The sequence below is a fragment of the Catonella massiliensis genome, from assembly GCF_016651435.1.
GTDB lineage: Bacteria > Bacillota > Clostridia > Lachnospirales > Lachnospiraceae > Catonella > Catonella massiliensis.
The window spans coordinates 1,190,076-1,213,723 of record NZ_JAEPRJ010000001.1; the positions used below are offsets into that span (position 1 = coordinate 1,190,076).

General features: G+C 37.1%; 18 protein-coding genes and 1 pseudogene. 16 read left to right on the forward strand and 3 right to left on the reverse strand.

The annotated features are described in order from the left end of the window. Positions 1–78: 78 nt before the first annotated feature. From JJN12_RS05340 to JJN12_RS05350, 3 genes are all read right to left on the reverse strand, one after another. Entirely contained in the window at positions 79–1,038 is a 960-nt protein-coding gene (locus JJN12_RS05340) for a CobW family GTP-binding protein (RefSeq protein ID WP_208428712.1), read from the reverse strand. A gap of 159 nt (positions 1,039–1,197) precedes the next feature. After that, on the reverse strand, positions 1,198–2,262 hold the full coding sequence (locus JJN12_RS05345; protein WP_331466908.1) for an NAD(P)-dependent alcohol dehydrogenase: 1,065 nt from the start codon (positions 2,260–2,262) through the stop codon (positions 1,198–1,200). 532 nt (positions 2,263–2,794) lie between these two features. Beyond that, positions 2,795–4,222 carry an IS110 family RNA-guided transposase gene (locus JJN12_RS05350; RefSeq protein WP_208428713.1) on the reverse strand — a complete coding sequence of 476 codons (1,428 nt, stop codon included), beginning with the start codon at positions 4,220–4,222 and terminating at the stop codon, positions 2,795–2,797. Positions 4,223–4,998: 776 nt separating this feature from the next. Between JJN12_RS05350 and JJN12_RS05355 the strand changes: the two genes are divergently transcribed. The 16 genes and pseudogenes from JJN12_RS05355 to JJN12_RS05425 all read left to right on the forward strand — a co-directional run bounded on the left by JJN12_RS05355 (position 4,999) and on the right by JJN12_RS05425 (position 23,639). After that, positions 4,999–5,607, forward strand: coding sequence for a YdcF family protein (locus JJN12_RS05355; protein ID WP_208428714.1), 609 nt, complete (start codon positions 4,999–5,001; stop codon positions 5,605–5,607). Positions 5,608–5,845: 238 nt separating this feature from the next. Continuing rightward, the gene (locus JJN12_RS05360) at positions 5,846–6,496 is read left to right on the forward strand and encodes a cupin domain-containing protein (RefSeq protein ID WP_208428715.1); all 651 of its coding nucleotides are present in this window, start codon (positions 5,846–5,848) and stop codon (positions 6,494–6,496) included. A 435-nt stretch (positions 6,497–6,931) separates the two neighbouring features. Next, positions 6,932–7,072 (forward strand): hypothetical protein, encoded by a 141-nt coding sequence (locus JJN12_RS14565; RefSeq protein WP_331466909.1) that lies wholly within the window; start codon positions 6,932–6,934, stop codon positions 7,070–7,072. A 42-nt stretch (positions 7,073–7,114) separates the two neighbouring features. Beyond that, entirely contained in the window at positions 7,115–9,895 is a 2,781-nt protein-coding gene (locus tag JJN12_RS05370) for a class I SAM-dependent DNA methyltransferase (RefSeq protein WP_208428716.1), read from the forward strand. A 115-nt stretch (positions 9,896–10,010) separates the two neighbouring features. Beyond that, positions 10,011–10,115, forward strand: a pseudogene (locus JJN12_RS14715) (toxin HicA); the annotation flags it as partial. Continuing rightward, positions 10,102–10,482, forward strand: a complete 381-nt coding sequence (locus JJN12_RS05375; protein ID WP_208428717.1) for a toxin-antitoxin system HicB family antitoxin — start codon at positions 10,102–10,104, stop codon at positions 10,480–10,482. The pseudogene JJN12_RS14715 and the gene JJN12_RS05375, both read left to right, overlap by 14 nt. Positions 10,483–10,525: 43 nt before the next feature. Continuing rightward, a complete protein-coding gene (gene der, locus JJN12_RS05380; protein WP_208428718.1) occupies positions 10,526–11,863 on the forward strand; it encodes a ribosome biogenesis GTPase Der in 1,338 nt (445 codons plus the stop codon). 11 nt (positions 11,864–11,874) lie between these two features. Then, positions 11,875–12,507: a glycerol-3-phosphate 1-O-acyltransferase PlsY gene (gene plsY / locus JJN12_RS05385; protein ID WP_208428719.1), complete on the forward strand. Its 633-nt coding sequence runs from the start codon at positions 11,875–11,877 to the stop codon at positions 12,505–12,507. 16 nt (positions 12,508–12,523) lie between these two features. Next, positions 12,524–13,546, forward strand: coding sequence for an NAD(P)H-dependent glycerol-3-phosphate dehydrogenase (locus tag JJN12_RS05390; protein WP_208428720.1), 1,023 nt, complete (start codon positions 12,524–12,526; stop codon positions 13,544–13,546). Beyond that, complete coding sequence (mutS, locus tag JJN12_RS05395; protein ID WP_331466910.1) at positions 13,515–16,307, forward strand: DNA mismatch repair protein MutS; 2,793 nt, start codon at positions 13,515–13,517, stop codon at positions 16,305–16,307. The genes JJN12_RS05390 and mutS overlap by 32 nt, the downstream gene beginning before the upstream one ends. A gap of 18 nt (positions 16,308–16,325) precedes the next feature. Further along, entirely contained in the window at positions 16,326–18,563 is a 2,238-nt protein-coding gene (gene mutL / locus JJN12_RS05400; RefSeq protein ID WP_208428721.1) for a DNA mismatch repair endonuclease MutL, read from the forward strand. Between the two features lie 59 nt (positions 18,564–18,622). Then, the gene (gene hemW, locus JJN12_RS05405; RefSeq protein WP_208428722.1) at positions 18,623–19,780 is read left to right on the forward strand and encodes a radical SAM family heme chaperone HemW; all 1,158 of its coding nucleotides are present in this window, start codon (positions 18,623–18,625) and stop codon (positions 19,778–19,780) included. A 68-nt stretch (positions 19,781–19,848) separates the two neighbouring features. Then, on the forward strand, positions 19,849–21,162 hold the full coding sequence (locus JJN12_RS05410; protein WP_208428723.1) for a hypothetical protein: 1,314 nt from the start codon (positions 19,849–19,851) through the stop codon (positions 21,160–21,162). A 121-nt stretch (positions 21,163–21,283) separates the two neighbouring features. Further along, on the forward strand, positions 21,284–21,898 hold the full coding sequence (locus JJN12_RS05415; RefSeq protein ID WP_208428724.1) for an ABC transporter ATP-binding protein: 615 nt from the start codon (positions 21,284–21,286) through the stop codon (positions 21,896–21,898). Then, positions 21,888–22,730 carry an ABC transporter permease gene (locus JJN12_RS05420; protein WP_208428725.1) on the forward strand — a complete coding sequence of 281 codons (843 nt, stop codon included), beginning with the start codon at positions 21,888–21,890 and terminating at the stop codon, positions 22,728–22,730. Before JJN12_RS05415 ends, JJN12_RS05420 begins: the two co-directional genes overlap by 11 nt. Next, a complete protein-coding gene (locus JJN12_RS05425; RefSeq protein WP_208428726.1) occupies positions 22,731–23,639 on the forward strand; it encodes an ABC transporter permease in 909 nt (302 codons plus the stop codon). Positions 23,640–23,648 lie beyond the last annotated feature (9 nt).

Sequence of the window (23,648 nt, forward strand, 5' to 3'; positions counted from 1 at the left end):
AACAGCCGGTCAGGATATTTACATATTCTGACCGGCTGTTTGTGAATAGATAGGTTTTTAAGGGCCTTGTATTTTATGTTACCAGAATACAATATACTTATCTGGGGGGAACGGATTTACTTGTCCGATTTTAATAAATCTAGAGTTTTCAAAGAAAACCTCTCTTATTTTTTGCTTTTTAATATCATTTCCAATAAATACCGCCTTATTAGAGATTTCGTCAGTTCCTACCTCTATCTGATAACGGGAGTCTGCAAGGTCAAACCTAAGGTTAAGGCCCTTAATTGCGAAGCTTCCCTTAGCCCTAAAAACATTGCCGTATTTACCTCTTATTAGATTTTCAAGAAAGATAATAAATCTTTCAATTGATCTTATAGAAATATCGTTAAGAGAAAAGCTGTCTGGCATTTCTTCATAATCTTCTTTAACAGGTATTTCTATAGCTCCGTCAAGATATTTAAGAAGAAGACTATCTAAGAAAGAGTCAGGCAAGGTAGAGTAGTGCTCGGTAATTATCTTACAGTTTGGATTTATTTCGCTTACTTCAAGCTTTAGCTTATCTTTCTCTTCGGAGGATAAATTCTCGGTTTTTGAAAATATAACGGTATCAGCATATTCTATCTGATTCTTATATATTTCAGGGAATTCGTCCTTATAGCGTTCAATACTTAAGGCATCTACGATTGATATAGGAGCCATAAGCCTGATATGCTCGTATTCTATCTGGGAAAGATTAGCTATGAGATTGCTAAGCATAGCAACGCCTGTAGGCTCTATAACAAGATAATCAGGATTGACGGTGTTTGCTATAGTAAGTACGGAAGCAGCAAAGTCACCCTTTACAGAGCAACAGATACAGCCTTCAGTGAGCTCCCAAATATTTACATTTGTAGACTCTTTTAGAATATCGCCGTCTACACCTGAGGTTCCGTATTCATTCTCAAAAATAGCTATTTCTTTTTTTGTACGCTTTGCAAGCTCTTTAATAAAGGTGGTTTTACCTGCACCTAAAAAGCCTGATACTATAAGTATTTTCATATATCTCCTCAAATCTTTGATACCTGTACAGAGAACAACTCCATACAGGTATCTATAAAATTTATTTGCTAATATGCCGTAAGCACATCATATAAATAGTTTTACACTTTTGATACTTACATCATAATAGACTGAAAAAGACAATAACTATAATATATCTTAGTCCTGAATCTTGATTACAGGCTTAATAAGGTCTGCAGGCTTATCTCTCATAAGGAAGAGAGCTTCTTCGATATGATCCCATCCTTCAAACACGTGAGTTGAAAGAGGAGAAAGGTCAAGCTTTCCTGCGGAAACAAGTGAAGAAAGTTTCTCCATACGAAGTCTGCCGCCAGGCATAAGACCGCCGTTTATAAGCTTATGTCCCATACCTACTCCCCACTCAACACGAGGAATGTCGATATTCTCGCCTGATCCGAGATAGTTAACGTTACCAATCTTTCCACCCGGCTTTAAGCACTTAACAGCAGGAGAGAAAGTTTCAACGCCGCCACCGGCGATGATTACCTTATCTACTCCCTTGCCATCAGTCATTTTTAGTACCTGCTCGTCAATGGCGCCATTCTTATAGCTGATAAAGTCTGTAGCACCATAGCCCTTTGCGGCATCAACGCATACCTGTCTTGTACCAACGGCAATGATTCTTGAAGCACCACGAAGGTTTGCTCCTGCAACAGACATAAGGCCTACAGGACCGATACCGATAACGAGAACTGAATCACCATACTGAACATCTGCAAGCTCAGCTCCATGGAAGCCTGTAGGTACCATATCTGAGAGCATACAAGCATCAACGGTATTTATATTGCTAGGAAGGTGAGCAAGGTTTCCATCTGCATCATTTACATGGAAAAACTCTGAGAATACACCATCCTTAAAGTTAGAGAACTTCCAACCTGCAAGCATACCGCCTGAGTGCATTGAGAAGCCTGCCTGAGCCTCAAGTGAGTTCCAGTCAGGTGTAATAGCAGGTACGAGAACTCTGTCTCCAGGCTTAAAGTCTTTAACCAATTCACCTACCTCGACAACCTCAGCACAGCCTTCATGTCCTAAGATCATATTATGTCTTTCGCCGATAGCACCCTCCCAAAGTGTGTGTACATCAGAAGTACAGATTGCAAGTGCAAGTGGTTTACAAATAGCATCAAGAGGACCGCACTTAGGTCTTTCTTTCTCAATCCAGCCTGACTCTCCGATTTTCAACATTGCGTAACCCTTCATCATAGATCTCCTTCCTATAATGTCAAGCCCTAAATCATTTAATTTCAGGCTTTTCTTTAAATATTTACCTCATAAAACAGAGCAAAAAATGTATGACAGTCATTGTATTTTATACTGAACAGCTAAAAGAGGGTGTAGTTTATAAAGCATCCCATTGTTTTGCTTTATAAAGGCTATAAATCCTCTGCTAACTATGATGGTGAACCTTCCGTGTCTAAAGGGATCGTGTCCCAACTTCCTTCGTCCCACCTGTCCATACACCGAGTGCCTGCTAAGCTTTCTAACAGGGTCATGCCCTACGGAGAGAACTACTGCAAGCTACAGCTCTTGTTTGTTTTTTGATTTTACTGACCTGCATACTCCACAGGGTACGGATATTCCGTGGATGCTTACCCTGACTCGTTTTGCTGGTCATTGTGATGATGCAGCACCTGTAGCGCTCCATCGTTATCGGGTTCCCTTCCAGAACCCTGCCCGATCTCGGAAGAATCCGAAAACCGGCAAGGCTCTGGAATAAATTTTGCTGCCGACTGTCTTACGCTACAATAGCTTCCTTATTTTCCGGACGTCTGATGTCCATCAACATCTTCTTCGGAGCATATTTCGTACCAGTATTCAGAATCGTATAGATAATCCTCAGAAGCTTGCAGGCTATCACAATCAATGACTGCATCTTTTTCAACGGATTATCGGCTCGTGTCGTATAATACATATGGAGTTCTTTGAATTCCTCTGCATGGGCCACTGCTGACTTTGCTGCCTGGAATAACCAATATCTGAGTCGTTTGCGTCCTCTATGACTGATTTTGGTTTCTCCCTTATGCTTTCCTGAACTGCATGCCACAAGGCCTAATCCGCTTAATTTCTGTATTTCCTTAACATCATCAAATCTTGAAATATCTCCCATCTCTGCAAGAATACCGGAAAGTGTATTTTCTCCAATCCCAGATATCTCCAGAACGTTACCTGTATGCGGTATCTCCTGACATTTCTGGTTGATCTGGTTCTCTATAACAGCAAGTTCAACATCCAGTTCCATGATTTTCTGCACGAACCACTTTACAGCTGCCTTGCTTGCAATAGATCCATCCTTAATCCCAACACTTGCTTTTGCGTACTGTAAGATTTCTCTGGCTCTGCTGTACCCGCGTCCTCTAAGTTTAGCAGCATGCCAAATCTGTCTTATCCCTTCTTCTCCAAGTGCGGTCAGTTCATCCGGAAATGGTGCCTCTTTCAGCAGTTCAAGGCTAAATGCTCCATCGACTTTTCCCAATGCTTCCTTATACTCCGGGAAATATATCTTCATCTCCCTGTGCATCCGGTTGATTGTTCGAATTCTGTCTTCATTCAGTTGGTCTCTGAACATGGATAACCTACGAAGTTCAGCATAGATTTTTTCTGGAAGATATGGCATACCAAAGTTGCCATCCTTGACAAGATTTGCTATCAGTTTTGGATCCTTCCTGTCATCCTTGAGCTGGCTGTTATCTTCAACCTCCTTTGTCTGCTTAACAGCATAAGGGTTTACCTGAACAACACTGATTCCATTTGTAATCATCCATGTAGCAAGGCAGAACCAGTAGTGACCGGTCGGCTCTAAGCCAAGCACTATCTGACTCTTATCATGTTCAGCGGCTATCCTCACTGCCCATTCCTTTGCACTCCGGAAGCCCTCTTGATTATTGTTGAAAGAATGTGCGGACTTACTGAGTTCCCGTCCTCTGGTATCAATTGCTCTCATATAGTGCGTTTCGCTGCCTACATCACATCCCAAGATAAGCATGTCATCGCTGATAAAAGAGAGTTTTTTATTTTTATCGAACTTACCATTGGTTTCCAACTCACGCCAGGTTGAAGCTGCGAGATTTTCCTTAATCACCTCCGATTTTTTCAAAAGCTCCTGCTGTTCAAAAATATTTGCTGTTACTACTTGATTTTTTTTCTTTGTGCCTTTAATATTCATTTTAGATACCTCTTGTGTTTTTTAGATTTTACCAACTGGCAGGTCAGTAATAATCTAAATTTACTTGAGGTATTTTTTTATGTCAATCTCTTGACCTATTTATAGTATACAGGAAGCTTTCAAATTGTATTTATTTAATATAAGTTATGATGTGGGTGTCAAAAGTATTTGACACCCAGTGATACAGGATTGCTACAGCACAGCTTTAGCAATCCCTGCAAAAATATTCGTAATCAGCTCATTTTTTACAAAAAATGGCTGCTTACTCATATTTTTTGCGTGTCAAAAGTTAATAAATTCTCTTGCAAGCAAGCTTGCATCGAATTTCTATACTTTTGACACTTGTATCATAAGTTATGTGAATATTATAACAGTTTGTTAAAAAAATATCAATAAAAATTTTGAAAAAACTTATAGTATTTTTTGCAAAATTATTCAATATAATAAGATAATGTAATAAGTGAATAATTAATAGAAATATTTTGTAGAATATCTGCGGATAATATCTTTATACAGTCTTAAAAAGTAAAATAGTATAGTGACAGGATATTGACCTTTATGAGCAATTTGAATTAAAATGGTGTAGGTGAGAAAGGAAACTGTTTTGCTATGAGTTAGTAAAATCGGAATGAACATACTTTTAGAACTTGAATTTTTAATTAATATGATGTTGGTGTCAATAGATAATAAATTCTCTTGCTAGCAAGCCCCAATCGAATTTTATACTTTTGACACTTGTATCTTAAATATAATGAGTTGATTGGAGTAAATATAAAATGAGAAACAATATTGAGGATATTACAAAATTTATCTTCATAAAGGATGAACCGGAGAAAGCTGATATAATCTTCATTCCGGGTTCATCTAACTGGGTTCTTGCTGAAACTGCTGCGAGATTGTATAAAGAGGGTAAAGCAGAGAAAATTATGCCATCTGGAATGTACTTTTATCAGTTTGGCAGATTTATGAATGAAAGGGTAACTGATGAGAGATATAAGGGTGTTTACAGAACAGAGGCAGAGTTTTTAACCTCGGTTCTTATAAAAAACGGTGTACCTGATGAAGATGTAATAAGGGAAGAAAAGGCTACCAACACTTATGAAAATGCGATATATTCTAAGGAATTATTACGTGAGATGAAGTTTCGTATAAAATCAGCCATCATCTGTCCACAAGCCTTTCACGCAAGGAGGGCGCTTATGACCTACTCTCATTTATTTCCTGATACTAAGCTATATGTAGTCCCAACCAACACTCAAAACATAACCGCGGATAACTGGTACAATACAGAAAGAGGCAGACAGGTTGTACTCGGAGAGCTTAGAAAATGTGGTGAATATTTCGAAAATTACATAAAAGATATAAGCTCATCACAATCAGAGTGATGTTCAGTGTTCTTTAATGAGAACATAGGTATTTTGCTCAAATTTCAGTTGCAATTATATGCCGGATTGGATAAGATAGCATTAAGTGGGTAATTGCAATAGCAGGTAACAATAAGTACTTTACAAGATAGTTAAATGATATTTCCGGAGTATGATAGACTGTCAACGGATTATTTATCATTATACAAAGAGTAAAGAACGTGTTTTAAGGTTACTAAGATAATAATAGGAGGTGCTGATGGTTACAGGTAGTAAGTTTAGGTTCTCTGAAGAGTACAAGATTAAAAGTGAGTTGACCATATCTACAAAGCTTGGTTTATCAGATGCTCCTTTTACTTACTTCAGGCTGGGTAGGGGAACTGATATAAGCAAGGAAAGTTATGACTGCCCGGTACTTTACATAGGTACAGACGGATTTGGTGTGTTTAATCTGAATGAAAATGATACAGAACATATGTCTGAAAATGCCTTGTTATACGTTGCTCCCAAAACTTTATGTGGTATGTCGGCCGGTACAGAGAGCGGCCTGTCATATATAGAAATATTACTTGAAAAGGAGATTAATATGAATAGTGTATTAAAAGCAGGAGAGGTTACAAAATTAAAGAACTTACTTGACTATGAGAAGGGTAGCATCACAAATCTTGACCTCATCGGACAGGACAATCTTAAGTTTATGATAATGGCTTTTGATGAAGGCTGCTACCTCTCAGAACACCGTGCTCCGGGCGAGGCTATAGTATTTGCCCTTGAAGGAAAGGGTGTTATTAACTATGAAGGCACTGACTATGAGGTAAATGAAGGAGATAACTTCAAATTCGAAAAAAATGCCCTTCACAGCGTAAAGGCGGTTGGAAGATTCAAGATGGCTCTTTTACTTGTAAAATAATGGTTTATAAGCAGGCGGCAGTTTCCTTATGGAGGCTGTCGTTTTTTTTATGTCATAGGAAATTCCTCCGGAATCTCTTGTGATACAAAAATCTCCGGGCATGATTCTTTCTTGTATAAATTTACAGTATATCTTCTCTATATATGTTAATTGAAAAAGAAAGAAGTATTGTGGTAAGAGTGGATTTTAAGTTGTGTTTAGGGTATAATTATTTTTACTGAAGAAGCACTTAAAACTCTTAAGTTTGAAGGAAGTGAGGAAGCTTGAAAAATATATATTTTCCAGATGAAGAAATTACAAGAGATGATGTTAAATTTATCTGCTATATGATAGAGCGTGTGGCAAGAAGGCTGCACCAAAAAAATAGTTATGTGGTGAATAAACTGGGAAAGGAAAACCTGAAAGGTATACGAAAGACTTATTCACGATACTTCTATGTCAAATGAAACAGAAGTAGAGGGAATTATAAGGGTATACAATGATGAGATTTGTGAGAAGATAGATAATTATAACTGCAGTGCATACTATGAACCTTCTTATGTAATTGCGAGGGCATATTTTCAGGGTGGGTTTTAAGAAGGAATATTAGAATAAATTATAATGTAAGGGGATAGATAAATGACAGATGTAGAACAGAGGGAAGCAGCTAGACAGTTTGTAAATAAGTGGAATAATAGGGGAAGTGAAGAAGAAGATGCCCGTTCATACTGGCTGGATTTTTTGGGAAATGTAATGGGAATAACACATCCGACTGACTATATAAATTTTGAAAAAAAGGTTGTTGTGGATGGTAATACCAAAAAAATTGATGCTTATATTCCTGCAACTAAAGTGCTTATAGAACAGAAAAGCTTAGGAATAGGACTAGATAAAAAATTACACAATTCAGGCGGTATTGAACTCACTCCTTATGAACAGGCCAAAAGATATAATGATAATCTACCATATGAAGAAAAAGCACGCTGGATTATTATATCAAATTTTGCTGAAATTTGGGTTTATGACATGAATGTACAAGTACCTAAACCTAATAAAATAATGCTGGTTGAGCTTCAGGGAAAATATCCGATGTTGGATTTTATAGTAAAAAAAGAAGTAAAACAGCTCTCACATGAAATGGAAATTTCCTTAAAAGCGGGAGATATTGTTGGATTGTTATATACTGCTTTTATGAAACAATATAAGAATCCTGAGAATCCGGAAACCTTAAAAAGCCTGAATGTGCTCTGTGTAAGACTTGTATTCTGCCTATATGCTGAAGATGCAGGCATATTTGGAAGAAGAAATATGTTTCATGATTATCTTGCCAACTATGATACCCATCATTTAAGAAATGCCCTAATTGACCTGTTTAAAGTGCTTGATCAAAGGGTAGAAGATAGGGATCCTTACCTCATACCTGAACTGGCAGAATTTCCTTACGTAAATGGTGGTCTTTTTGCCAATGAAAATATTGAAATACCAATGTTTACTGATGAAATAAGAGAACTAATCTTAGTGAAGGCAAGCGAAGAATTTGATTGGTCTGCTATAAGCCCTACAATATTTGGAGCTGTGTTCGAATCTACCTTAAATCCTGAAACAAGAAGAACCGGCGGTATGCACTATACCTCTATTGAGAATATCCATAAGGTAATAGACCCACTTTTCTTAGATGAATTAAAGAAAGAACTTGATGAGATAAAAGAAAATACTGTAATTAAAACAAGGGTGAAATTGTTAAAAGATTATCAGGATAAACTTTCATCTCTTAAATTCTTAGATCCGGCAGCGGGAAGTGGAAATTTCCTTACAGAAACTTACATTTCTATCCGCCGCCTTGAAAACGAGGTAATACGTACTCTGCAAAGTGGTCAGATGATGATAGGAGAGGCAGTAAATCCTATCAAAGTCTCAATTAGTCAGTTTTATGGAATAGAAATTAATGATTTTGCTGTAACAGTTGCAAAGACTGCACTATGGATAGCAGAAAGCCAGATGATGAAAGAGACAGAAAACATTATGCTTATAAATCTGGACTTTCTTCCGCTTAAGACAAATGCAAACATTGTAGAGGCAAATGCACTTAGAATTGATTGGAATGATGTTATACCTGCAGAAGAGCTTAATTATATAATGGGGAATCCACCGTTTGTAGGATATTCTATGCAAAATGAAAATCAGAAAGCTGATATTCTTTCGATTTATGTTGATGAAAAAGGAAAACCATATAAAACTGCAGGTAAAATTGATTATGTATCTGCTTGGTATTTTAAAGCTTCAAAATATATTGAAAATACAGATGTTTCTATAGCTTTTGTTTCAACTAATTCAATTACTCAAGGTGAACAGGTGGCAAGTGTATGGGGCCCCCTATATGAAAGATTTAATATTCATATTAATTTTGCATATAGAACATTTATTTGGGATAGTGAAGCAAATTTAAAAGCACATGTTCATTGTGTGATTATTGGATTTGGAACAAATAATGATAGAGTGGAGAAAAAAATATTTACTAATGATAGTATAAAAATTGTATCTGAAATTAATCCCTATTTAATAGAAGCTCCAACAATATTTGTGAAGTCAATACCAAAGCCTCTTTGTAATGTACCCAAAATGACTACAGGTAATAGACCGGCAGATGGTGGGCATTTGATAATAGAAGCAGAAGATTATGAATCGTTTATAGAAAAAGAACCAAATGCAGTAAAATATATCAAAAAATTAACAGGTGCGGCTGAGTATATCAACAATAGGGATAGATATTGCCTGTGGCTGGTAGGGGCTGATCCGGCAGAACTTCATAAAATGCCGGAAATAATGAAAAGAATAGAACTGTGTAGAGAAGATAGGCTTAATGGAGCACAGGATAGACAACAATTGGCTGATACACCTACCCTTTTTAGAGAGACTAAAAATCCTTTAACTTATATAATTATGCCATTAACATCATCTGAAAATCGTAGATACATACCATTAGGTTTTTTAAATGGAGATATTATTCCTACAAATTCAGCTGCTATAATTCCAGATGCAGGAATATATGAATTTGGTGTTCTGACATCAAATGTTCACATGGCATGGACTAGAGTTGTATGTGGTAGACTAAAAAGTGATTATAGATATTCAAAAGATATAGTCTACAACAACTTTCCTTGGCCTGAACCATCTGATGAACAAAAGAGAAAAATCGAACAGACAGCACAAGGTATATTAGATGCAAGGAAACTTTATCCTAATAGTAGCCTTGCAGATTTATATGATCCTCTTCTAATGCCTGCTGAACTACGAAAAGCACATACGGAGAACGATAGAGCTGTGATGAAGGCCTATGGCTTTGACATTAAGTTGTCAGAAGCTGACTGTGTAGCAAAACTTATGAAAATGTATCAGAAACTGGTGGGGAAACAAAAATAACAAGGTATGAATAGTTATTTAATTACCATGTAACTCAGAATATTTAGAAATAAACAAAGATAGATGTGAAATTGTAATTTATATTGACACCACATATGACACCATTATATAATCAGGAAAGACCCCGATTACGATTCCTAAGCATGAACCAATAAAGAAGGTATACGTTGAAATGGTACGTGATATAGTTGAGGAGGAAATGTTACATGAAAACAATTGATTATTACTTGAATCTACCATACAAGTTAGAAATTGTTCCGGATAAGGATGAAGGTGGATATGCCGCAAGATATCCGGAGCTTCCGGGATGTATAACAGTTGGTGATACACTTGAATCAGTTGTTAAGAATGCAGGTGATGCAAAAAAAGAATGGATTGCTGCAGCATTAGAAGAGGGAGTTACCATTCCTGAACCTACTTCCTATGATGATTATTCCGGACAATTTAAGTTAAGATTGCCAAAAAGCCTGCATAAATTATTGGCTGATAAGTCTAAGGAAGAAGGTGTAAGTATGAACCAGTATTGCGTTTACTTACTTTCAATGAATAATTCTTCCAACCTTTACAAACACCGCACAATAAGGTAAAATTACAGAGTAGCGGTAAATAATACAAATATTGAGGTGTAATTTGAAACCAATAGTAGCAATAGTAGGCAGGCCTAATGTAGGTAAGTCTACACTTTTTAATAAACTTGCAGGCAGCGACATATCTATAGTAAAGGATACACCCGGTGTAACCAGAGATAGGATATACGCTGATGCAGAGTGGCTTAACAAAGCCTTTACTATGATAGATACAGGTGGTATCGAGCCTGATACAAGTGACATGATGCTTGCAAATATGCGTGAGCAGGCAGAGATTGCCATAGATACAGCTGATGTAATTATATTTATAACTGATGTTAAGACAGGTCTTGTAGATTCTGACAATCAGGTAGCTCACATGCTTAGAAAGTCCAAGAAACCTGTGGTTTTGGTTGTTAATAAAGTAGATAATCCTGTAAAACAGCAGGCTGATGTCTTTGAATTTTACAACCTTGGACTTGGCGAGCCATTTCCTATATCATCCGTAAACCAGACAGGTATAGGAGATATGCTTGATGAGGTTATTAAACATTTTCCTGAGGACAGCCCTGAGGCTGAAGAAGATGATACTCCAAGGATTGCCATCATAGGTAAGCCAAATGTAGGAAAGTCATCCATAATCAACAGGCTGCTCGGAGAAAACAGAGTAATAGTTTCAGATATAGCCGGTACTACAAGAGATGCGATTGATACAAGAATCAGAAGAAACGGCAAGGAATACATAATGATAGATACAGCCGGTATCCGCAGGAAGAGCCGTATTAAGGAAGATATTGAGTATTACAGCATTGTTCGTACTGTATCAGCAGTAGAAAGAGCTGATATAGTTGTTCTTGTAATTGACGCAACAGAGGGGATTACCGAGCAGGATGCAAAGATAGCGGGAATTGCCCATGAGCGTGGCAAAGGTGTAATAGTTGCCGTAAATAAATGGGACCTCATTGAAAAGACAGATAAGACCATGAATGAGCATACTAAAAAGCTTAAAGAAATCCTCGCTTATATGCCTTATGCGGAGTTCCTCTTTATATCAGCAGTAAGCGGGCAGAGGCTTAATAAGCTCTTTGACCTTATAGATGTGGTTATTCAGTATCATACTTTAAGAGTATCTACAGGTGTGCTTAATGATATACTTGCTGAAGCTGTAGCTATGCAGCAGCCTCCAACAGACAAGGGAAGAAGGCTTAAGATATATTATATTACCCAAGTTTCTGTAAAGCCTCCTACCTTCATAGTTTTTGTAAACAGCAAAAAACTGATGCATTATTCATATACAAGATATATTGAGAATAAAATAAGGGAAGCCTTTGGCTTTACCGGAACCCCACTTCGATTCATTATAAGAGAGAGAAGTGCTGATGATACGACTAAAATACATTAATAGGAGTAACTATGTTAAGTGCGATTGTTGTTGTTTTAGGCTATATTTTCGGTAATTTTCCTACAGGGCTGATCGTAGGCAAATGCAATCATATTGATATAAGGCATGAAGGAAGCGGTAATATTGGCTCGACCAATGCCTTAAGAACTCTTGGATTTTTGAGGGGAGGTCTCCCTACTCTGGTCGGAGATGTGCTAAAGGTTGTTATTCCCTGCCTTTTAGTTAGATATCTTATTTGTCCTAATCTTACAGGAGATACAAACGGATTTTTAAGTACTAATTATTATGTGCTTTTATGTGGCTTTGGTGTAGTACTTGGGCATAACTTTCCGTTTACACTTGGCTTTCATGGGGGGAAGGGGATAGCATCTACAGGAGGAGCCTTTTTAGTATTTAATTTTCCTATGACAATGATACCTTTAGCGGTATTTCTTTTGGTAAGTTATGTAACCAAATATGTTTCAATGGGCTCTATTGTAGGACTGATTTCAATTCCCGTAAGCATTGCCTTTTTCTATCCGGGACAGTGGGTGCTGGTAGTGGTGGCTTCATTTTATACCATACTTGGTATAGCAAGGCATAAATCAAACATTGAAAGACTTATGAAGGGAACTGAAAATAAATTAGGCAGTAAGAAAAAATAATGTGGAGGTTATTGGGATGAGAATAGCAGTATTGGGAGCAGGTACCTGGGGCAGTGCCTTAACTATTTTACTTAATAACAATGGGCATGAACTTACACTTTGGACAGCAGTTGAGAAGGAATATAAGGAATTAAGTGCTACAAGAATAGTTAAGAATCTTAAAGGAATTAAACTTGCTGACAACATAAAAATAACAAATGACATAAAAGAAGCCTGTAAGGATAAAGACCTTATTGTATTTGCTGTTGCCTCACCTTATGTTAGAATGACAGCAAGGAAGGCAGCCCCTTACATTGACCGGAAAATACCTGTTGTTAATGTGGCTAAGGGTATAGAGGAAGATACTCTTATGACGCTTACTGAAATCATTGAGAGTGAATTTGAAGCAGAGAATGGTGATAAGGGTACAGTTACCGTACTTTCCGGTCCAAGCCATGCTGAAGAGGTATCTGTGGGAATGCCTACTACAGCTGTAGTAGGTGCAAAATCAAGAGAAATAGCCTGCATGATACAGGATGCCTTTATGTCTGACAGATTCAGAGTATATACAAGCCCTGATATTATTGGTATTGAGCTTGGAGGTTCACTTAAGAATGTTATAGCGCTCGCGGCAGGTGTAATAGATGGTCTGGGGCTTGGAGACAATGCAAAGGCTGCTCTTATAACAAGAGGAATCTCAGAGATAGGCAGACTAGGGATGAAGCTTGGAGGAAGACTTGAAACCTTTGCAGGGCTTTCAGGTATTGGTGACCTTATAGTTACCTGTTGCTCTACCCATAGCCGTAACCACAATGCAGGCTACCTTATGGGTAAGGGAAAGACTATGGATGAAGCGATGGCAGAGGTTGGACAGGTAGTTGAGGGAGTATATTCTGCAAAGGCAGCAAGCAAACTTGCTAAAGCCAACAATATAGACATGCCTATAGTAGAGCAGATGAATAAGGTATTATTTGAAAATAAAAAAGCAGAGGATGCTCTTAATGAACTGCTTTTAAGAGATAAGAAGGATGAACACTCAGGCTTTGACTGGGATGAATAAAGAAAGGCAAAAGATGGAGATAGATGTAGACAACCTCACGCCCATGATGCGCCAATATTATGACATTAAAAAAGAATACAGTGACTGTATTCTTTTTTACAGAATGGGCGATTTTTATGAGATGTTTTATGATGATGCACTTACAGCATCAAAGGTACTTGAAATAACGCTTACAAAGAGATCGGGCAGCAATGAAAACAGTCCTCCTATGTGTGGAGTACCTTTTCATTCTGTAGACAGATATTTAAATACTTTAGTCCAGTCAGGCTATAAGGTAGCTATATGTGAACAGACTGAAGATCCAAAGCTTGCTAAAGGACTGGTAAAAAGAGAGGTCATAAGGATAGTTACTCCGGGAACCAATCTCGATACTTCAGCACTTGAAGAGACAAAGAATAACTTCCTTATGGGAATAATGGCTGTAAATGAGGACTATGGCATAGCTCTTGTAGATGTATCTACAGGAGAATTCCTTGTAACTGAGTTAGTTTCCTCTAAGTCACTGCTTGATGAGATAACGAAGTTTGAACCTGCAGAAATTGTTTGTAATGAGAATCTTATTATATCAGGCATTCTTACTGATGAGTTCATTGAGAAACAGAATTTAACCATAACTAAGCTGGAAAGACGGTATTATGAATATGCTGCTGCTGTTAGGATGATAAAGAAGCATTTTAAGGTAGAAGTGCTTGACGGGCTCGGACTTAGTGGAATGGACAATGCTATATGTTCTGCAGGTATGGTACTTGCCTATCTGTATGAAACACAGAAGAATGACTTAACTCATATAATTGCGATTAAGCCGTATTTTAGTAGTGCTTATATGATGCTTGATGGCTCAACCAGAAGAAATCTTGAACTCACAGAAACTCTTAGAGATAAGAATAAAAGGGGCTCTCTTCTTTGGGTGCTTGATAAAACCAAGACAGCAATGGGGGCAAGACTACTTAGAAGCTTCTTAGAACAGCCCCTTGTTAATAAGGCTGAAATAGAGGCTAGGCTTGATGCTATCGAGGATTTTAACAAAAATATCATAACTAGGGAAGAAATAAGAGAGTATCTTAATCCGGTGTATGATATAGAAAGACTGCTTGCAAAAATCTGCTACAAGAGTGCAAATCCAAGGGATTTACTGGCATTTATGAATTCTATTGAATTTCTTCCAGCAATTAAAAGTCTATTGCCGGAGTTTAGCTCCAAGCTTTTATGTGATTATAATGAGATGTTTGATACTCTATCTGACATCTATGAAAAGATAGACAGGGCTATATTTCCTGAAGCACCACTTTCTGTCAGAGAAGGTAGGATAATAAAAGAGGGCTATAATGAGGAGATAGATAGACTAAGAAGAGCTAGTACAGAGGGTAAAACCTTGGTATCAGAGCTTGAAAATGAAGAAAAAGAAAGAACCGGAATTAAAAACCTTAAAATCAAATACAACAAGGTATTCGGTTATTATATCGAAGTAACAAACTCCTACAAGGACTTGGTGCCTGATGACTGGACTAGGAAACAGACACTTACCAATGCAGAGAGATATATAACTCCTAGACTTAAAGAGTTTGAAAATATGATACTCGGTGCGCAGGAGAGACTTGTAACCCTCGAGTATGAGCTATTTTCAGGGCTTCGTGATGAGATAGCAGATGAAATAATAAGGATAAGTAAGACTGCTAAGGCTATAGCAGGTATTGATGCTTTTATTTCCCTTTCTGTTGTTGCTGAAAGTGAGAATTTCACAAGGCCACAGATAAATGAAGAGGGGATTGTGGATATAAAAGACGGAAGACATCCTGTAGTTGAGAAAATGATGGGAGGAGACGGTTTCATTGTCAATGATACTTATTTAGACAATAAAAATGACAGAATCTCTATAATTACAGGTCCCAATATGGCGGGTAAGTCAACCTATATGAGACAGACTGCTATCATAGTGCTTATGGCTCAGATAGGAAGCTTTGTACCGGCTTCTTTTGCTAACATAGGTATCTGCGACAGAATATTTACAAGGGTAGGTGCCTCTGATGACCTTGCAAGCGGTCAGTCTACCTTTATGGTGGAAATGACTGAGGTAGCCAATATCCTTAGAAATGCTACAAAGGACAGCCTGCTTATCTTAGATGAAATAGGAAGGGGAACCAGTACCTTTGATGGACTGTCAATAGCCTGGGCTGTGGTTGAATACATCAGTAACCCCAGACTCCTTGGAGCAAAAACCTTGTTTGCTACCCACTACCACGAGCTTACTGAGCTTGAAGGAAAGCTCCCTAATGTCAATAATTACTGTATAGCGGTAAGAGAAGACGGAGACAACATAGTCTTTCTAAGAAAGATAGTTAAGGGTGGTGCTGACAAGAGCTACGGTATTCAGGTAGCAAGGCTGGCAGGGGTACCCGATAGTGTAATTGAAAGGGCTAAAGAGCTTGCAGTAGAGCTTGACAGCAATGATATCCTTGAAAAGGCTAAAAGGCTTGAAGTAAAGGGTGCAGGAGACAGCCCGTCAGGTGCAAAAGAATATGTAGAAAATAAAAATGTAATAGAGTTTCTTTCGGAAACAGGAGGAATGCCTGATAAAAATGAAGAAAAGAGGCTTATTAAACCAAATAAAACAGATGAAAATCAGCTCTCATTTTTCGGTTCATCAAAGAATGAGGATGTTCTGGCTGAGCTAATGGAGATGAAGCTTGAAGAGCTTTCTCCTATAGATGCACTTAATAAGCTCTATGCTATGCAAAAGAAAGTAAAAAGCAGAGGGTTGTAGTAGAAACGAGGTGAGGTCTTGTCAATTATTAATGTCCTTGATAAGGATACAATCAATAAAATAGCTGCGGGCGAGGTAATAGAAGGTCCTGCGGCAGTAGTTAAAGAACTTGTTGAGAATGCAATAGATGCAGATGCAAATTCGGTAACTGTTGAAATTAAAGACGGAGGAACTTCCCTAATCAGGGTTACAGACAACGGAAAAGGTATAGGCAGTGATGATATTAAGACTGCCTTTCTTCCACATGCAACAAGTAAGATAAAAACAGCTGATGACCTAACCTTAGTATCAAGCCTTGGATTTAGAGGAGAGGCTCTTGCCAGTATAGCCGCAGTAAGTGAGGTAGAGGTGCTTACCAAAACCGCTGATGAAATAAGTGGAATCAGATATGTGATTAACGGAGGAAAAGAGGAAGCAAATGAGCCAATAGGAACTCCTGAGGGGACTACATTTGTAGTAAGGAATTTATTTTACAATACCCCTGCAAGAAAAAAGTTCCTAAAGACTCCTGCGACAGAGGGAAGATATGTGGGCGAGGTTATGGAACACATGGCTGTTAGCCACCCTGAAATAGCTTTTAAGTTCATCTTAAACGGACAGGTTAAGCTTCAGACCATGGGGAATGGGAGCCTTAAGGATGTGTTATTCTACATCTATGGAAAGGAAACAACTGCCAATATTATCCCTGTAAACAATCCTGATGCAGACGGAGAACTCGTAAACGGTCTTTCTGTCAGGGGCTATATCGGAAAGCCCTCTCTTACAAGAGGAAATAAGGAGTATGAGAATTATTTTATAAACGGAAGATTTATCAAAAATAAGGTAATAACAAGGGCTATAGAGGATGCCTATAAGTCCTTTCTTATGCAGCATAGATTTCCTTTTACCTGCCTGCTTATAAGTGTGGATAATTCACTGGTGGATGTAAATGTACACCCCGCAAAGCTTGAGGTTAGATTTAGTGATACTGAAAGCATATATAGATTAATTTTCCATGAGGTTGATAATGCACTTAGGAAAAAAGATTTACTTCCTGACATGGGAGTAAAGCAGGTACATGACAAGAAGCCCCTGATAAGAGATTTTAATTCTTCACATAAGGCTGAAAAAACAGAGAAGTCAGGAGGTTACATCATACCTGACATCCCTATGCCTGAGCCTTTTGAAAAAAGCAGGCAGGGAGAGTGGAAAAAGGAGCTAAAGCCTGTATTTAAGCAGGAAAGCTTTGTAGCAGATAAGGTTAAGAGGGATGAGAAATCTCCTCTTGTCAAGTCAGAGATGTATGCACCTTTTGATAATGATACTACATCTGATAAGAATAAATTAGATTTGCTGGAAATTGAAAGTATTGATAAATCAGAAGGTGGTATAAAAAATACCTGTGGAAATTTAGCAGGAGATGTAAGCAGAGAAAATTCGGTTGAAACTGAAGATAATAGAGAATATCCTACAACTGTAGAACAAACGGATAAAACCTCTTATAATAAAGATTTTAATACAGTTAAAGAAGATGGTGATACTTATAAAAATATGTCTGAAAACAGCTTTCAAGCTGATGACGGAATGATGAATGCTACAGGTGTAGAACAAGTTTTTTATGATAAAGACGAGTTACATTGCGATACAAACAAGTCATCTAAAGAAGAGTTTAAGGGAGGAATACTTGCTAAGAAGGCTCTTCCTGATATCAAAATTATAGGACAGATATTTGGAACATATTGGATAATTGAATATGACGACAGTGTGTATATGATAGACCAGCATGCAGCCCACGAAAAGGTAATGTACGAGAGATTTGTTAAAGAAATCTCTGAAAACAAAGTGACATCTCAGAACTTACTGCCACCTGTTGTGGTTACTTTATCGGGCAGCCAGAGTCAGATTGTTGAAGAAATAGATGAATATCTTCACAAACTGGGCTTTGAGATAGAGCCTTTTGGCGGGAACGAGTATGTTATTAAAGCTGTTCCTACCGAGCTTTTTGGAATTAGTGAAAAAGACCTCCTTTTTGATATAATTGACCAGTATTCACTTGAAGGAAAGAAGACCACCCCTGATACTGTACTCGTAAAGCTTGCGACCATGGCTTGTAAGGCAGCAATAAAGGGGAATATGAATATATCTCTTTTAGAAGCAAAGGCTTTAATTGAAGAGCTTATGTGTCTTGACAATCCTTACAACTGCCCGCATGGAAGACCTACTATGATATTCATGTCTAAGTCAGATGTGGAGAAGAAATTTAAGAGACAGATATAGAATGTTAACTTAGAGATTAAGTAGATTAGACAGTTTCTTTTGATGTGATAGGAGGAGCTTTGAAAAGACTTGGATTATACGTACATATACCCTTTTGTGCAAAGAAGTGTAACTACTGTGATTTTTATTCCTTAGCCTGCGGTGAAGATGAAAAGAAAGCCTATATAGAGGCACTTAAGAGGGAAATAAGAGAAGTTTCCAAGAATGTAAATGACGAATACAGAGTCTATACGATTTATTTTGGGGGAGGTACCCCGTCTATAATTAAGGCTTATTATATTAAAGAAATATTAGATGAAATAAGGTCGCACTTCAAGCTTTATGAGGATGACTTTTTCCCTGAGATAACCATAGAGTGCAACCCTAGAACTGTAGATATAGAGAAGCTCTTAGTATATAAAGAGGCAGGGATTAACAGGATAAGCCTGGGACTTCAATCAACTAATGATGATGAACTAAGGCTTCTTGGTAGAATTCACACCTATGAGGACTTCCTTGATAGCTATGCTATGGTTAGAAAATCAGGCTTTACTAATGTAAATATTGACCTTATGAGTGCTATACCTAACCAAAAAATATCCACCTATGAAAGGTCTTTGGATGAACTAATAAAGCTTAATCCCGAGCATATTTCAAGCTATAGCCTGATTATAGAAGAAGGTACCAACTTTTATCAAAAATATGCAGAAAATGCTCCCTTGGTAATGGATTTACCCTCAGAAGATGAAGACAGGGCTATGTATGAATTGACATCATTTAGACTAGCAGAGGCGGGATATAAAAGATATGAGATTTCAAATTATGCGAAAAAAGGCTACCATTCAAGGCATAATACTTCATACTGGGAAAGAGTGCCTTATCTGGGGTTTGGAGTAGGTGCATCATCTCTTTTTGAAAATGAAAGGTATGACAATGTGGGAAATCTCAAAGAATATATTAAAAATGCAGGCATTAGCGATGTAAGGCGTAATATTACTAAGCTTAGTCTTAGAGATGAAATGTCTGAATTTATGTTTCTGGGGCTTAGGCTAATAGATGGAATAAGTAAACAAGTGTTCACTAAAATATTCACATTTACTGTAGACGAGATTTTTGGAGATGTTGTAAAAAAGCACATAAATAACGAACTTTTAATAGATAATGGAGATTTTTTAAAGCTATCTGACAGGGGGCTTGATATCAGTAATTATGTACTTAGTGACTTTTTGCTGGATTGAAATTGTATGGAAAACATGTTAAACTTGTACTGCAAAATATAAATTTGTTTTATTAAAGGAGGAACAGAATGAACTTAAAGAAAGATAACAGGGGAATTGCAAAGAGTGCTTTGGTTATCATTATAGTACTCGTTGTTGCACTTGCTGCCGGTGGAGTGATGTTTGCAAAGAACATGTTTATGTCAGATCCACTTACTAAGCTCATAACAGGCTATATTAACACCTATAGCCAGAGGGAAATGGGCTATTCTTCAGAAATGACATTTTCTATCGATAAGGATAATGCTGAAGCAAAGAAGCTATTTGCACAGATTCCTGCCGGTGCTTTTAAGTCAAACACCGATCAGCTTATGGATTTTGCATCTAAGGTACTTCCTAAGCTTAGTGTAAAGTTTTCTGCTATAACTAATACAGATAAAGATCCTGTTAATTTCGGTGCTAATATGTCCGTTCTTTACGACAGTAAAGAACTTGTAGACGGTGGAGTTACAGTAAGACCTTGGGAGGTTTCAGTATATTCTAAGTCTCTGCTTACCAAACCGCTTTACTCTAACTTAGCAGATACTGTTAAAAGTTCTACAGGTCTTGATATATCCGGCATCAAGCTTAAGGATTATCTTGATGTACTCTACGAGCAGGATGACTTTACTAAGAATTTTACTAAGTCAAAGTATGCAGAAATCTTAAAGGAAAAACTTAAGGATAACCTTAAGTCAGAAGGATTAGATAAGGTTGTGCTTAGCATGAACTATGAAGATTCTTTAAAGATGTTTGAAGACTTACTTAACGAAGGCGCTAAGGACGAAACATTAAAGACTTCTGTATTAAATAAGCTTGATAAGTTAATTGCAGTTGCTGTTAAAAACGGTGATTACAAACTAATGGGACTTTCAGAGGAAGACTTTAAGAAGCAGGCAGAAGAAGGAAAGAAACAGTTAAATGATAACTGGGAAAGCATCCTTACCGAGCTTGCTAAGACCTATTCAGGAGATGAGTTCAAACAGGCTATAGCAGCAACAGGTGATATGCCTGTAAAGTATACATTTACTTTTAGTGGTGATAAGATTGCTAAGATAGATGGTGAAACTAATGTTAAGGGACTAACTGTTAAGTTTAATACTACAATTGATAAATACAGTGAAGACGGCTATACCTTTGCTGATGCATCAAATTCTGATGACCTTACAACTGTTCTTAACGGATACAGCCTTATGGGAACAGTAATGGGCAAGGCTAATGAAATATTAACAGGCGATGCCTTTAAGAACATGCAGGAAGATATCATTAAAACTGCTAAAGAAACTCTTGCGGCGGAAGATGCTACAACGATTGAAAATAATTTTAAGCAGATTTCAGCATTATCAGGGGTATCCGGTAACTAATTTATACGGATTAAAGAATAAATAATCTAAAAAGGCTTGCCTTAAGATTTTGCTATTAGTTTTGGTTAAAGCACTTTGCAATTTGTAAGGTGCTTTAATCTTAGTATTGATTGGAGAAAAGATGGAGTTTAAGATAGAGGGTTTATCTAAAACAATAGGAAAAGATGTAATTCTAAATGAACTTGATGTTCGGCTTAAAGAGGGAGACGTGCTTGCTTTGAGGGGGAGTAACGGAAGCGGCAAGACAACCCTTCTAAGGATAATCGCAGGTCTTGACAAGGACTATCAAGGTAAGGTAATTATAGAGAACGGTGTAACGATAGGCTATGTACCGCAGGATATCATATTATTTGAGAACCTGAATGTTAGAGATAATCTTAAGACCTTTTGCAATGGTAAAAATGCTAAGGAAAATATGCACATGCTTGAAGGCTTTGCTGCACAGTTAGGCTTATCGGAGTTGTTTAAGAAAAAGACCTGCAAGCTATCAGGAGGACAGAAGAGGCTTGTTAATTTCCTTATCGGGCTAGCTAATAATCCTAGTTTAATACTGCTTGATGAAGTCATTGTAGGAATGGATGAAAGTACAGTAGAAAAGGTAGTCAAGTTGATAAACTCTATAAAAAAAGATAAAATTATGATAATTACTTCACATCAGGAAGACTTCTTAAGAGAAGTATGCAATATAAGCGGAAGACTGGTTGACGGAAAGATGGAGCTTCATTATGAAGATTAATAATATAGCCAAGTTATGTATAATTCAAGTAAAGCTCACTTTAATTAAAATCAAGTCGTCGCTTTTCCTTTTATTATTAATGATGGTTTTGCTTTCTTTATTTATAATCTGGTGGAAAAAATCAGATATGGCTAAACCTACGGTTTTGATAGCGAATGAAGAGAACTCGGTAATAGCTAACCTCACAATAAGCTCAGTGCTAAATAATAAGGTGGCTGAGATTGTTAACTTTCAAAGGACGGATTATGAGAAGGGAAAGAAGCTTATTGACAAAGGAGATGCCCTTCTTATGGTATATATCAAAAAAGGAACTATTGATACCTTGTATGAGGGGAAAAAGGCGGAACTTGATATCTATACAAAGAATGAGAACAACGACTTTACTAAGCTTGTAATCAGTTATATTAAAGGATTTACGGATATAATCAATGTATCGCAAAATGCAGGTCTTGCCTATATGGATGTGCTTTATAAAAAAGGAATGACTGAGAGTGAAAGGATAGATAAGTTTAATGAACTTCAATCATCTTATGTGAAGCTTACACTTGCAAGAAGCAGCATTTTCAGCGGAGAAGACAAGGTATTTGGTCTAGGTGCGAAGGACATGGAGGCAGGATATAAAGTAATTGTAGCGGTAATCTTACTTGGAATAAGCATAACTATTCTTGTAAATAGCGATATTATGCGAAAAAATATGAGACAAAGACTCATTCTTTCAGGTATAAACGAACAGGAAATATATGCTACGGTTATTAGCCTGATATTGATTACTGACATTGTATTTCTTTTGATTTTTATAAAATTAGCTAAGGTGATAGGAATAGGTGGTTAAGTGTATATCGGAATTAGATTAAAAAGTGAAATACTTAGATGGAGCTTGCTTCTTATTATCGAATTTTCTTTTACTTTTGCACTTGCTTTAGGTGTATTTAGTAAAAGCATGGAATCACGTGTATCCTTTAAGGTCTCTATAGTTGACGAAGATAACACGAAACTGTCTAAGAAGGCAGTAGCTATAATCAGCGGGCTAAGTGGAGTAACCCTTACAAGGGAAGATGAGGATGTAAAATATACAATAAAAAAAGGATATGAGGATAACTTTACTAAAGGTAGATTTGATGGACTCATTGTGGTTAGTAAAAACAGCTTAAAGCAGGGAATAAGTCTGTTAAACGACAGAATAGTAACCAAACTTATAAGCGATTATATTTATCTAAATCTGTACGATAGGATAAATTCAGTAGAAAGCCTAAGCTTTGAAAGCTATGCGAAAGACCTTGAAAAGACAAAGCTTAATAACGAGATTTTATTAATAAAAGTTAATGATGGCAAGCTCGCAGATAATCTTGCCACTGAGGTGGATTTCACATCTTATATAGCTTTATTCTTCTTACTTACACTTAGTATTAGCATAAGTATAGGAGCAGCATTAAAGCTAAATAAAATGAGAATAGGTGGACTTTTAGACAGATTAGAACTTTCAGGTACCAGTGAAACAAAGGTAATCATTGTGGACTTTTCAGCATCCTGTATCAAAAGTATGGGTGTAATGCTGCCTTTTATATTGTGTGGGTTTAAAACAAAGATATTTATAATAACAGCTGTGTTATTTGCTGTATATTCTGTTATAAGTTTGCTTATTGAGAGAGTATCAAAGTCTGAAGATATACTTGTAATTGTCTTAAGAAGTGTTATGATATTATTCTTAGGATTAGGGATGGTATTTAATTTTTATTATTAAGGAGAAACT